This is a genomic window from Oceanobacillus timonensis (genome assembly GCF_900166635.1).
Classification (GTDB): domain Bacteria; phylum Bacillota; class Bacilli; order Bacillales; family Amphibacillaceae; genus Oceanobacillus; species Oceanobacillus timonensis.
The window spans coordinates 2,892,572-2,906,410 of record NZ_LT800497.1 but is presented as its reverse complement, the minus strand read 5'-3'; the positions used below and the strand labels follow the sequence as shown (position 1 = coordinate 2,906,410).

General features: G+C 42.3%; 12 protein-coding genes. All 12 read left to right on the top strand.

Translation table 11 applies throughout. The annotated features are described in order from the left end of the window. Nucleotides 1–98: 98 nt before the first annotated feature. The 12 genes from ltrA (at nt 99) to pyrE (ending at nt 13,736) form a co-directional block, all read left to right on the top strand. Nucleotides 99–1,487, top strand: a complete 1,389-nt coding sequence (gene ltrA / locus B7E05_RS14225; RefSeq protein ID WP_080872025.1) for a group II intron reverse transcriptase/maturase — start codon at nt 99–101, stop codon at nt 1,485–1,487. 599 nt (nt 1,488–2,086) lie between these two features. Next, complete coding sequence (lspA, locus tag B7E05_RS14220; protein ID WP_080874821.1) at nt 2,087–2,557, top strand: signal peptidase II; 471 nt, start codon at nt 2,087–2,089, stop codon at nt 2,555–2,557. Beyond that, the gene (locus B7E05_RS14215) at nt 2,554–3,465 is read left to right on the top strand and encodes an RluA family pseudouridine synthase (RefSeq protein WP_080874820.1); all 912 of its coding nucleotides are present in this window, start codon (nt 2,554–2,556) and stop codon (nt 3,463–3,465) included. The genes lspA and B7E05_RS14215 overlap by 4 nt, the downstream gene beginning before the upstream one ends. A 165-nt stretch (nt 3,466–3,630) precedes the next feature. Then, nucleotides 3,631–4,179, top strand: a complete 549-nt coding sequence (gene pyrR, locus B7E05_RS14210) for a bifunctional pyr operon transcriptional regulator/uracil phosphoribosyltransferase PyrR (protein ID WP_080876318.1) — start codon at nt 3,631–3,633, stop codon at nt 4,177–4,179. Nucleotides 4,180–4,330: 151 nt separating this feature from the next. Further along, nucleotides 4,331–5,260 (top strand): aspartate carbamoyltransferase catalytic subunit, encoded by a 930-nt coding sequence (locus B7E05_RS14205; RefSeq protein WP_080874819.1) that lies wholly within the window; start codon nt 4,331–4,333, stop codon nt 5,258–5,260. Next, nucleotides 5,217–6,500: a dihydroorotase gene (locus B7E05_RS14200; protein ID WP_080874818.1), complete on the top strand. Its 1,284-nt coding sequence runs from the start codon at nt 5,217–5,219 to the stop codon at nt 6,498–6,500. The genes B7E05_RS14205 and B7E05_RS14200 overlap by 44 nt, the downstream gene beginning before the upstream one ends. Further along, nucleotides 6,493–7,593, top strand: a complete 1,101-nt coding sequence (locus B7E05_RS14195; RefSeq protein WP_080874817.1) for a carbamoyl phosphate synthase small subunit — start codon at nt 6,493–6,495, stop codon at nt 7,591–7,593. The genes B7E05_RS14200 and B7E05_RS14195 overlap by 8 nt, the downstream gene beginning before the upstream one ends. Then, on the top strand, nt 7,586–10,789 hold the full coding sequence (gene carB, locus B7E05_RS14190; protein ID WP_080874816.1) for a carbamoyl-phosphate synthase large subunit: 3,204 nt from the start codon (nt 7,586–7,588) through the stop codon (nt 10,787–10,789). Before B7E05_RS14195 ends, carB begins: the two co-directional genes overlap by 8 nt. Beyond that, entirely contained in the window at nt 10,786–11,541 is a 756-nt protein-coding gene (locus B7E05_RS14185; protein WP_080874815.1) for a dihydroorotate dehydrogenase electron transfer subunit, read from the top strand. The genes carB and B7E05_RS14185 overlap by 4 nt, the downstream gene beginning before the upstream one ends. Beyond that, nucleotides 11,538–12,452, top strand: coding sequence for a dihydroorotate dehydrogenase (locus tag B7E05_RS14180; RefSeq protein WP_080874814.1), 915 nt, complete (start codon nt 11,538–11,540; stop codon nt 12,450–12,452). Before B7E05_RS14185 ends, B7E05_RS14180 begins: the two co-directional genes overlap by 4 nt. Continuing rightward, a complete protein-coding gene (gene pyrF, locus B7E05_RS14175) occupies nt 12,449–13,138 on the top strand; it encodes an orotidine-5'-phosphate decarboxylase (RefSeq protein ID WP_080874813.1) in 690 nt (229 codons plus the stop codon). Before B7E05_RS14180 ends, pyrF begins: the two co-directional genes overlap by 4 nt. Next, on the top strand, nt 13,128–13,736 hold the full coding sequence (gene pyrE / locus B7E05_RS14170) for an orotate phosphoribosyltransferase (protein WP_080874812.1): 609 nt from the start codon (nt 13,128–13,130) through the stop codon (nt 13,734–13,736). Before pyrF ends, pyrE begins: the two co-directional genes overlap by 11 nt. The last annotated feature ends 103 nt before the right edge of the window (nt 13,737–13,839 follow it).

Here is a 13,839-nt window from a genome sequence, read left to right as displayed (position 1 = left end):
GAATCACAAGAAGTCAGCAGAGGTCGTAGTAGTGTGAAAAGGCCAAAACATGAAGGACCGAACAATCGTAATTTTGAAAAGTCTAGGAGGTGTGAAAGGTGCGAGAACTGCAGAAAACAGGAGAACCTGGCTATCGGCAGAGAGATAATGTGGAACATGAAGGGTATGTCGAAGTGCATAGTGCCTTTCATGGTGAAAAGAACAATCAAAATGGTGTATCCAATCTGTTTGAAAGAATCCTTTCAAGGGACAATCTAAATCAAGCTTACCTTCAAGTGGTCAGAAACAAGGGAGCAGCGGGAGTGGATGGTATGACATACGACCAGCTGCTTCCATACTTGAAGGAGCACAGGGAAGAACTATTAACGCAGTTGTATCTTGGGAAGTATAAACCTCAACCCGTAATGCGGGTTGACATTCCAAAACAAGACGGCGGAATAAGAAAACTTGGAATCCCTACCGTTATTGACCGAATGCTTCAACAAGCAATAAACCAAGTGTTACAACCCATATTTGAACCGACGTTCTCCGATAATAGTTTTGGGTTTCGTCCAAAACGTAGTGCACATCAAGCCATCATACGGGCAAAATCGCATTACGAACAAGGGTACAAACATGTGGTGGACTTGGATATGAAAGCCTATTTCGATACGGTCAATCATGACAAACTGATGTATTTTGTGGAAAAACAGATCACAGATAAACGCGTACTACGCTTGATAAGACAATATTTATTAAGTGGAATCATGATTGACGGCATCTTTCAAAAATCAGAGGAAGGAACGCCTCAAGGCGGGAACCTGTCTCCGTTACTCAGTAATATTTACTTAAACGAGTTAGACCATTTACTGGAGAAACGAGGACACCGGTTCGTGCGTTACGCAGACGACTGTAACATTTATGTAAAAAGTAAAAGAGCAGGTCAACGCGTAATGAAAAGTATTACGAAATTTCTCGAGATGGATTTAAGTCTTACCGTGAATCGGGAGAAGAGTGCGGTTGGAAGCCCTCTGAAACGAAAGTTTCTAGGCTTCTGTCTCCTCGTCACAAAGAAAGGTGTTCAGATTCGTCCGCATTATAAAGCAAAAGAGACCGTTAAACAGAAACTCAGACGAATCACGAAACGTAATCGTGGACGAAGTATCGATAGGATTTTAAAAGAAATCCAGCAACTTATGACAGGGTGGATAAATTACTATGGCATAGGAGAAATGAAAGGATTTATGAAGAATCTGAATGGGTGGTTGAAGCGAAGAATTAGACAATATATCTGGAAACAGTGGAAAAATCCACGTACGAAACGAAAGAATCTAATTCAGTTAGGTATCGATAAACGGAAAGCTTATGAATGGTCGAATACAAGAAAAGGTTACTGGATTATATCAGGTAGCTATGTACTCCACCGTTCATTGACAGACAAAGAACTGGCATCGAGAGGATATAAAGATATCGCTCTTCAATACCAGTTCGTACACTCAAACTATTGAACCGCCGTATACGGAACCGTACGTACGGTGGTGTGAGAGGGGCGAGAAGTTACTTAGCTTTTCCCTCTACTCGATTACTCAACTTATGCATTTTAACAAGTAACTTTCATTTCATAGGAACAGGGGTTGATCGTTACTTTCATACAGCTGTTGACAAAGAAAAGAAGGTAAAGTGTAAGGCGACCGCTACAGCGGAAAGTGGAGTGGTTGGCCGGAGCGGAAGCTATAACTATACCCTGTTCAAAAAATAGAAGGATGATTGAACTCAAAGCAAGTATAATAATAGAGATCATGTTCATCGTTGTTTCTTGAAAATTACCAGCAGAAAGGATAAGATAAAGTGAAACTTCCTTCAGTGGAGGGTTCTTTCATCCCCCGCTGAAGGTTAGTTGAACGAATCGGGCCGTTACTGGCTATTGGAGCTCCCACTTAGAAATAAAATTTTCATTCATTTTTTGAAGTGGGAGTCTTACAAATGGTTTTCGATGGGGCGAGTAAGCGCAAAAGTCCTTCGATGGGACGAGTAAGCGCAGTCCCAGTCTCAGCCCCAGCCAGTTACACTGCGATAAAAAAGACTTCCTTAGATTGGAGATATGAACATGTGGAGATATTATTTCATTGCCCTTGTCTTAATTGGGTTGGACCAATGGACGAAGTGGCTGGTGGCTACAAGAATGGAAATAGGGGAATCAATCCCGATTATAAATGATTTTTTCTATATTACCTCGCACCGTAATTCCGGAGCAGCATGGGGGATTCTGGAAGGGCAAATGAGCCTGTTTTATATCATAACGGTGGTTGTGATGATTGGATTAATATACTTTTTACATACACATGGAAAGCAGGATCGTCTGATTGCTACAGGCGTTGGTGTATTAATAGGAGGAGCGGCAGGGAATTTCATCGATCGCATTTTATACCAGGAAGTGGTAGACTTTGCGAATTTCTATATTTTTAATTATAATTTTCCAATATTTAATATCGCAGATGCTTCCCTGACGATTGGAGTTATCATTGTTATCATTGCGATTATATTGGATGAGAGAAAGCGGGGCAAAGCGAAAAAATGACCGTACATGAGCATACAGTGACAGAAACAGAGCATAAAAAAAGAGTAGATAAAATCTTATCTGATTTATTACAAGACCACTCCCGATCGCAAATTCAAAGCTGGATTGAAGAAGCGTATGTAAAAGTGAATGGCGAACCGGTAAAAGCCAATCAAAAATGCTTGGCTGATGAAAAAATTACTTGGGAAATCCCTGAAACAAAACCGCTTATCTTGGAGCCGGAGAACATTCCCTTGGATATTGTCTATGAGGATTCGGATTTGCTGGTGGTAAATAAACCGAAAGGAATGGTTGTTCACCCTTCTGCCGGCCATCAGACAGGAACCTTGGTGCACGCATTATTATATCATTGTAACGATTTATCAGGGATTAATGGAGTTGAACGTCCGGGGATTGTGCACCGGATTGATATGGATACCAGCGGTCTGTTAGTGGTAGCTAAAAATGATTTTTCCCATCAGCATTTATCGGAACAGCTGCAGGAGAAGACCTTAAAAAGAACATATGAAGCAATTGTTCACGGAGAAATTGGTCATGAGACCGGCTTAATTGATGCACCTATCGGCAGAGATCCAAAAGACCGGCAGAAAATGGGTATTGTTGAAAATGGAAAGTCCGCTGTGACACATTTTCGAGTGTTAGAACATTTTCCTGAATATACCCATGTTGAATGTCAATTGGGAACAGGAAGAACCCATCAAATACGTGTGCATATGCAATATATCGGCTTTCCGATTGCAGGCGATCCAAAATATGGACGGCGGAAAACATTAGATGTACATGGTCAGGCGCTGCATGCGAAGCAATTGGCTTTTATCCATCCAAGAACGGAAGAGTGGATGACGTTTGAAGCAGCTCCTCCAGCGGTCTTTACAGAAGTGCTCGACCAAATCCGCAAAAAGTATTGACAGGCTCCGCACATTCTGACATAATAAGTAACAACAAATAAAGACCTTTAACAATAGTCCTGTGAGGCTAGGAAGGCTGCGATGAGCAAGTTTACTTACGTTATACGTATGCCCTTTTCTAATAACAGGAAAAGGGCATTTTTCATGCAGAAAGGGGTGACCGGGTTGAAGAAAAAAACAGAGATTCTTGATGCTGCTTCCATAAACAGAGCATTAACCAGAATGTCTCATGAGATTCTGGAAAAGAATAAGGGTGGAGAGAACCTCATATTAATTGGAATCAAAACAAGAGGTGTTCCGCTGGCAAAAAGTATTCAAGAGAAGATCAAGCAAATTGAAGCTGTGGAAGTTCCATTTGGCGAGCTGGATATTACCATGTATCGAGATGATTTAGAGAAAAAAAATCATCTGGAAGAACCGCAAATCAACTCGGTTTCTATTGACATGGATATAACAAACAAACAAGTTATTCTGATTGATGATGTGCTTTACACAGGCAGAACGGTCCGTGCGGCTATGGATGCTGTCATGGATGTCGGCAGGCCGGCGACCATACAGCTTGGAACTTTGATTGACCGTGGTCATCGCGAGCTGCCTATTCGGGCTGACTATGTCGGCAAGAATATTCCCACCTCTGAACAGGAGATAGTCGTTGTTCAGTTAAGTGAAGAAGATCAAGTTGATCTTGTTTCCATATATGAAAAGAATACATGATAACTTTTAATCAAATCCAGAGAGGTTTGAAAGGTTGTTAAAGATAGCGAATGCCGACGCAGTGTCGGGTATTCGTCTAGCTCTCTGCAACCTTTGCAGGGAGCTTTTTTACTGACAAAATAAAAAAAGACACCAAAAGGAGAGATGAATCGTGAAACATTTTATTTCGATGCAACAACTCTCGAAAGAAACCATGAATCAAATTCTTAAAGAAGCTGAATTAATTAGAAAATCGCCAAGAACAATTAATAAACAGCTGTTTGCAGCAAATCTGTTTTTTGAACCCAGCACAAGAACAAAAATGAGTTTTGAGGTTGCGCAGAAAAAGCTTGGATTTGAGGTATTGGATTTGCATAAAGATGGATCCAGTCTGATAAAAGGTGAATCTTTATATGATACAGCAAAAACCTTCGAAGCTATAGGTGCCGATTTCTTAATTGTCCGTCATCCGTCGGATTATTGGATGGATGATATGGAGGAAGAAGGACAGTTGAATATCCCTGTGATTAATGCGGGCTCCGGCAAAGAAGAGCATCCTACACAATGTATGCTGGATTTACTGACAATGTATCAGGAGTTCGGCAATGTAGAAGGGAAGAAAATTGTGATTGCAGGAGATATTGTTCACAGCCGCGTAGCGAAGTCAAACGCACACGCATTGGAAAAATTAGGTGCCGATGTTTACTTCAGTGCAGCACCTGGCTTTGAAGATTATTCTCTTAAATTTCCATACATTACAATGGATGAAGCTGTTGAAATAGCAGATGCAGTTATGTTATTACGAATTCAACATGAACGTCATGTTTTTAAAACCGAAACCGACGATTATCTCTCGCTTTATGGATTAACGATGGAAAGAGCTGCAAAAATGCAAAAGCACGCAATTATCATGCATCCTGCTCCCATTAACCGGGGAGTAGAAATCGATACAAGACTTGTAGAAAGCAAACAATCACGTATTTTTAAACAAATGGAAAATGGTGTCTATGTCAGAATGGCAATTTTAATTCATGTATTAAAAGAATGGGGGATTATTTATGAAAACGAAATTAACGAACGCAAAATGCTTAACATCATCTAATGAATTGGTAAACTGTGAGGTGCTTATCGAAGACGGAAAAATACAGGAAGTAGCGCCGGAAGTAACAGAGCAGGCTGATAAAACGATTGATGCAAAAAATAATTTGGTCACGCCAGGCTTGATTGACGTGCATATTCACTTACGCGAGCCGGGCGGTGAATATAAAGAAACCATTCAAACAGGTACACAATCAGCTGCAAGAGGGGGATATACAACCGTTTGCAATATGCCGAACACGAATCCGGTACCTGATAGTGAAGCATCATTAGAGAAGCTTCTACAAAAAATCGAAGAAGATGCTGTTGTCCGTGTTTTGCCATATGCATCCATTACAAAAGGATTAAAAGGGGAAGAACGTTCTAATATCAAAGCGTTATTTGAGCAAGGCGCATTTGCTTTTACAGATGACGGGGTAGGCATCCAGACAGCGAATCAGATGTTGCAGGCCATGAAGGAAGCAGCAGCATGCGGTGCAGCTATCGTGGCGCATTGTGAAGATAACTCTCTTGTATACGGCGGTGTGACCCACGACGGAGAAGTAAGTAAACGGCTGAATCTCCCGGGCATTCCATCTTTAAGCGAATCTGTCCAAATTGCCAGAGATGTTTTATTAGCGGAAGCGGCAGATTGTCACTATCATGTATGCCATGTCAGCACGAAAGAATCTGTACGTGTTATCCGCGATGCGAAAAAAGCGGGAATTAAAGTAACAGGAGAAGTTTCACCACATCACCTGATTTTAAATGAAACAGATATTGTTGAAAATGATGCAAACTTTAAGATGAATCCGCCGTTAAGAGGAAAAGATGATCAAGAAGCACTGATTGAAGGGCTTTTAGATGGAACGCTTGATTTTATTGCGACAGACCATGCTCCTCACGGGGAAGAAGAAAAAGCAAATGGATTTCTTGAAGCACCATTTGGCATTGTCGGCTTAGAAACGGCATTCCCGCTATTATACACACATTTAGTACAAAAAAACGTATTAAGCTTATATGAACTATTAGATAGAATGACCAAAAAACCGGCGGATGTTTTCGGACTTCCATATGGAACGATGGAAAAAGGGGCACCTGCAGATTTAACGATTATCGATTTGGAAAAAACAGCAAAAATCGACAAGTATCAATTTGCTTCCAAAGGAAATAACACACCTTTCCACGGCTGGGAAGTAACCGGGTTCCCTGTCATGACGATCGTTAATGGAGAAGTCGTATTTGAGGAGACGGTCCATGCGTAAACGCCATTTAATCTTGGAGGATGGGACGGTTTTTGAAGGATATGGTTTTGGCAGTGAAGAACTCTCCAAAGGGGAGATTGTTTTTAACACAGGAATGACTGGATACCAAGAAGTGATTACAGATCCGAGTTACTGCGGTCAATTTGTTACCATGACGTACCCTTTAATTGGCAATTATGGCATCAACCGAGATGATTATGAAACGGTAACACCATTTATTCATGGGTTGATTGTCAAAGAGTACAGTGAACAGCCTTCCAATTTTCGAAATGAAGAGACGATCGACAGTTTCTTAAAGGCGAATCATATCCCGGGAATTGCAGGGATTGATACTAGGAAATTAACACGCATTATTCGGAAGCATGGAACGATGAAAGCAGCAATCGTTTCTGCGGAAGAAGAGATAGATAGTACGATAGAAAACTTGCGGAATGCGGCGTTCCGGACAGATCAAGTGAAACAGACGTCGACAAGCAAGCCGTATGTGGTACCGGGCAGAGGATATCGTGTTGTATTAGTTGATTTTGGTGCTAAGCATGGTATTCTTCGAGAGTTAACAAAACGAGATTGCCAGATTACGGTAGTTCCGTATAATTATGATGCAGCGGACATGCTTCGTCTTCGTCCGGACGGCATTATGCTGACCAACGGACCGGGAGACCCAAAAGATGTACCGGAAGCTATTGAAATGATTCGAGAAATCATCGGGCAAGTACCGATATTCGGAATTTGTCTTGGTCATCAGCTGTTGTCTTTAGCCTGTGGGGCAAATACAACTAAAATGAAATTCGGGCATCGCGGGGCCAATCATCCTGTCAAAGATTTAGAGAATGATAAAACGTATGTAACTTCGCAAAATCACAGTTATGCAGTAAATCCGGAAACGTTGGAAAATACGGGACTCGAATTAACGCAACAAGCGATTAATGATAGTACAGTAGAAGGCGTAAGACATACCATATATCCGGCGTTCTCAGTCCAGTACCACCCGGAAGCATCTCCGGGGCCGGAGGATACCAATTATTTATTTGATACATTTTTAGAAATGATGCAGCAACAAGTGAAAAAACGGGAGGTTCATATGCATGCCTAAACGTACAGATATTCAAAAAATTCTCGTGATTGGCTCCGGGCCAATCGTTATCGGTCAAGCAGCAGAATTCGATTATTCTGGAACGCAGGCTTGTCAGGCATTGAGAGAAGAAGGCTATGAAGTTATTTTAGCTAACTCCAATCCTGCAACAATTATGACGGATAATACGGTTGCGGATAAAGTATATATGGAACCCCTGACGGAAGAATTTTTAACTAAAATTATCCGTAAAGAACACCCGGATGCGATTTTGCCTACGTTGGGCGGTCAGACTGGTTTGAATCTTGCCATGGAATTGGTCCGCAAAGGGATATTAGAGGATCACCATGTCCAACTTTTAGGAACAGCTCCGACATCGATTCAAAAGGCGGAGGATAGAGAATTATTCCGTACGTTAATGAATGAATTAAATGAGCCGGTACCGGAAAGTGACATTGTACATACTGTGGAGGAAGCGGTAGAGTTTGCAAACGACATTGGCTACCCGCTGATTGTACGCCCGGCCTATACGCTCGGTGGTACAGGCGGAGGAATGTGCTATAGCGAGGAAGAGTTAAAAGAAATTACATATAATGGGCTCGCCCTTTCTCCTGTTCATCAATGTTTGGTTGAACGAAATATTGCCGGATTTAAAGAAATTGAATATGAAGTGATGCGTGACCATAAAGACCAGGCCATTGTTGTTTGTAACATGGAAAATATAGACCCGGTCGGTATTCATACAGGGGATTCGATTGTTGTAGCGCCATCACAGACATTAACGGATCGTGAATATCAACTATTACGTCATGCGTCGTTAAAAATTATCCGTGCCTTAGAAATTGAAGGCGGCTGTAATGTACAACTGGCGCTTGATCCATACAGCTTTCAATACTATATCATAGAAGTTAACCCGCGTGTCAGCCGCTCCTCTGCACTGGCATCAAAAGCAACAGGTTACCCAATTGCTAAAATTGCCGCTAAAATTGCGGTCGGCTACACACTGGATGAAATTATCAACCCAATTACCGGTAAAACGTATGCGATGTTTGAACCGGCGTTGGACTATGTCGTAACCAAATTCCCGCGGTTTCCATTTGATAAATTTACTTCCGGAGACCGCCGTTTAGGAACGCAGATGAAAGCGACCGGAGAAGTGATGGCAATCGGACGAAATTTGGAAGAATCCTTACTTAAAGGGGTGCGCTCGCTGGAAATGGGTACCGAAGAGCTGTACCTTCCAAAAGCCGAGGAACTAGACGAAGAAACATTGGATAAGCGCTTGAAGCGTGCAGATGATGAACGTATTTTTCTGTTAGCAGAAGCATTACGCCGCGGCTATACGGTGGATAAAATATTTCATATGACAAAGATTGACCGTTTCTTCTTAAACAGTTTAAATAAAATAATAGAGACAGAAAAAGCTTTAGTTGAAAACAAGCATGATGTGAGCGTGTTACAAGAAGCAAAAGAACGCGGCATTGCAGACGTACAGGTTGCCAGACTATGGGATATTCCGCTGGATGATGTGTATGCATGCAGAAAAGAAAACCATATCTTCCCTGTTTATAAAATGGTAGATACTTGTGCGGCAGAATTTGAATCAGAAACGCCTTATTTCTATAGTTCATATGAAACAGAAAACGAATCAGAAGTAACGGACCGCAAGAAAATCTTAGTGCTCGGCTCCGGGCCTATCCGTATCGGACAGGGGATTGAGTTTGACTATGCAACGGTGCATTCTGTATTTGCGATTAAAGAGCTTGGCTATGAAGCCATTATTATGAATAACAATCCGGAAACCGTATCAACCGATTTTACGATTTCGGATAAACTATACTTTGAACCGTTGACGCTGGAAGATGTCATGCATGTGATTGAACTGGAAAAACCGGAAGGGGTAATTGTCCAGTTCGGCGGACAGACAGCGATAAACCTTGCTGATGGCCTGGAACGCCGCGGAGTGAAGATTTTAGGTACAGACTTAGAAGCAATTGATCGTGCGGAAGACCGGGATAAATTTGAAGTTTTATTAGATGAACTGGACTTGCTCCGGCCGCAGGGAAAAGCTGTACCAAGGTTAGATCAGGCCATGCAAACAGCGAATGATATTGGTTATCCGGTACTTGTCCGTCCTTCCTATGTGATTGGCGGCAGTCGTATGGAAATTGTATATAGCGAAAAAGAGCTGGAACATTATTTAGCGAAAACAGATGGCGCGGATTCGGCGCACCCGATTTTAATTGATAAATATGTAACAGGCATGGAAGCAGAAGTGGATGCTATCAGCGATGGAGAAACAACGATTATTCCTGGTATGATGGAACATATTGAACGTGCCGGTGTTCACTCCGGAGATTCCATGGCTGTCTACCCGCCGCAGCGCCTGAGTGAAACGGTGAAAGAAAAATGCCTGGATGCTGCAAAGAAAATATCCCGTTCATTGCATGTAAAAGGATTAATTAATATTCAGTTCATTATCCGTGATGAGGATGTGTATGTACTTGAAGTAAATCCAAGAGCCAGCAGAACGATTCCTTTCTTAAGTAAAATTACCGGGGTTACGATGGCAAATATTGCGACGAAGTGTATCCTGGGAGAAAAATTAGCTGATATGGGCTATGAGACAGGTATTTTACCAGAACAAGACCTTGTTTCTGTCAAAATTCCGGTATTCTCCTTTGAAAAATTACGTAGCGTAGACACCATTCTTGGACCAGAGATGAAATCTACGGGAGAAGCAATCGGCTATGATAAAACAATGGAAAAAGCATTGTATAAAGGGCTTGTAGCTTCGGGATTAAAAGTACCGCAAGAAGGCGGCGTGTTATTAACTGTTGCGGATAAGGACAAGGCTGAAATGCTGGAAGTGGCGGAACGTTTCCATCAGCTCGGATTTGTTCTTTATGCGACACAGGGAACAGCAGCCTTCATCCGGGAAAAAGGCGATATTCCTGTCGTGCAAGTAGGCAAAGTTGGTGTGGATGAACCGAATGTGCTTTCCATTATTGAAGAAGGAAAAGTTCAATTTGTTATCAATACACTGAATTCCGGACAGAAACCAAGATCTGACGGTTTCTTAATCCGTCGTGAGGCTGTAGAACATGGTATTGCATGTCTGACCAGCCTGGATACTGTCAATGCGATTATCAATGTTATTGATTCAACGACATTTATAGCACAGTCTATGGACAAGAAAAAGGTGAAACAATCATGAAGAAAAGATATGAAATGAACGTATTAACGGTGGATATGATTGCGAAAGAAACGATTGAAATGACATTGTATCAGCCGGAAATCAGTCAACAAACCGTGCCAGGGCAGTTTTTGCATCTGCTTGTCCCCGGTTTTACGTTACGGAGACCGATTTCAATTGCAAAAGTGCATCCGGAAGAAGGAACAGTTACCATCTTATTTAAAATGGTAGGCGGTGGAACAAATGCTTTAGCAGCTTATCAGCCGGGAATGACGGTGGACGTACTTGGTCCCAATGGAAATGGCTTCGCTATAGAGGATGTCAAAGAAGGGGAGCGAATTTTGTTAGTAGGTGGAGGAATTGGGGTTCCTCCTATCTACCACTTGGCCAGACGTTTAAGTGAAAAGAATGTCGAGCTTGTGGCTGTACTGGGATTTCAGTCAAAGGATTATGTGTTTTACGAAGATGCATTTAAGGAAATGGCAGAAACGTATGTCGTCACCAATGATGGTTCTTACGGACATCAAGGGTTTGTAACACATGTATTCCCTAAAGTGGGCGAATTTGATCAATATTTCAGCTGTGGGCCGCTGCCGATGCTCCGTGCCGTGACAACAGAGTTAAAAGATACGACAGGAAAAGTGTCGCTCGAGGAACGAATGGGCTGTGGGGTCGGTGCTTGTATGGCCTGTGTGCTCCCGACAGTGGATAACAGCTATAAAAAAATTTGCAGTGACGGACCCGTATTTTCTGCGCAGGAGGTTATTTTATGAACCTGGAAGTAAAACTACCTGGACTGACATTAAAAAATCCGGTTATGCCGGCATCCGGCTGTTTTGGCTTTGGCAAGGAGTATAGCGAATTCTATGACCTCAGCCGTTTGGGAGCAGTCATTATGAAAGCAGCGACGAAATTTGAACGTCCCGGAAATCCGACGCCCCGTGTGGCAGAAACGGCTTCTGGCATGTTAAATGCGATTGGCTTGCAAAATCCCGGGGTAGAGCGAATTATTGCGAATGAAGTGCCGAGGCTCGCTGCCTATGATACGTCAATTATCGCCAATATTGCCGGCAGCTTTTTAGAAGAATATGTTTTCGTGGCAGAAGCATTTAACGAGGTAAAAGGGGTTCAAGCATTAGAATTAAATATATCCTGTCCCAATGTCAAAGAAGGCGGTATTCAATTCGGTACTGATCCGGAGATGGCGAAAACAGTCACAGCAGCCGTAAAAGAAGCCAGTAATCTTCCGGTATATGTAAAGCTGTCTCCCAATGTAACCAACATTGTGGACATGGCAAAAGCAGTCGAAGAAGCTGGTGCAGATGGATTGTCCATGATTAATACACTAACAGGGATGCAGCTGCATTTACCAACTGGAAAACCATTGATTGCCAATCAGACTGGCGGATTATCCGGTCCGGCTATTAAACCAATTGCGATTCGAATGATTTATGAAGTGCGGAAGCAGGTATCTATACCAATCATCGGCATGGGAGGCATCTCTACAGCAGAAGATGTACTGGAATTTTTGCAGGCTGGTGCCGATGCCGTCGCAGTCGGAACAGCAAATTTCCAAAATCCTTTTGCGTGTGTCGATATCATAGAGGAGCTTCCGGAAATGTTAAGGAAGTATCAATATACTTCTGTGCAAGATGTGATTGATAGAAGGAGTGTACACGTATGAGCGTTTTTGTCGCTTTAGATTTTTCAACATGGACAGAAACAGAACAGTTTTTAAAAAGAAATGATTTAGCCGGAGTTCCTGTGAAATTAGGCATGGAACTCTTTTATCGTGAAGGGCCGGCTATTATTGAAAAGCTGCAGGCAGATAATCATTCGATTTTTCTGGATTTAAAGCTTCATGATATTCCAAATACTGTTCATCAGGCAATGAAAAATATTGCTTCCTTGAACGTAGATGTTGTAACGATTCATGCAATGGGCGGGAAAGAAATGATCTATCAGGCAAAGCAGGGGCTGGCAGGTTCATCCACAAAATTGATGGCGGTAACCATACTTACGTCGATGGACAACGCTGTTTTAGAACAGGAGCTTGGCTTACCGGGAAATGTGGAAGCGAACGTTATCCGTTTTGCATCTTTAGCAAAAGAAGCAGGAGCAGATGGCGTTGTCAGTTCTGTCCATGAAGTGCCAATGATTAAAGCACATTATGGAGAAGATTTCTTATCCATAACCCCAGGTATCCGGTTATCCGATTCGTCCCAGGATGATCAGAAACGGGTAGCGACCCCGAAAGAAGCTAAACAGCGGGGCAGCGATTTTCTGGTGGTCGGCAGAAGCATAACCAAAGCAGAAAATCCAAGAAAAGCATATGAACAAGTAATGAAGGAGTGGCAGCATGGAAAATAACATAACCAAAGACTTATTAGAAATCGAAGCCGTACAATTAAATGCAGATAATTATTTCACTTGGACATCCGGATTAAAATCGCCTATTTATTGTGATAATCGTTTAACCATGAGTTATCCTGCTGTCCGTAAAAAAATTGTTCACGCATTTGCTGAGATGGTGAAAAAGAGTGAGACAAAACCGGAAATCATCGCCGGTTGTGCAACTGCCGGTATTCCGCATGCAGCCTGGCTGGCGGAAGAACTTGACTTGCCAATGGTATATGTGCGTTCCAAACCAAAGGGCCACGGAAAAGAAAACCAGATTGAAGGGGTATCCGTACAAGGGAAAAAGGTCCTCGTTATTGAAGATTTGATTTCCACCGGCGGCTCATCGATTCAATCTGCTGCAGCACTGGAACAGGACGGAGCTGACATTACGGCAGTATACTCCATTTTTTCTTATGGACTTCCAAGAGCGCAAAAAGCATTTGAAGAAGCAGGATTTACACATCAATCCATTACCGGATTTGATCAGCTGTTAGAACTATTGATAGAAGAGAACAAGCTGGCGGAAAAGGAAAAAGAGACAGTGTTAGCTTGGAGAAGTGCGTTGTAGGAATATAAATAAGTAAAAAGACGATCACTCTGGCAAGTAATCGTCTGTCGTCACCACTGGTAAGGGAGAAATATTATTCTCTCTTGCCTATTTATATTATAAA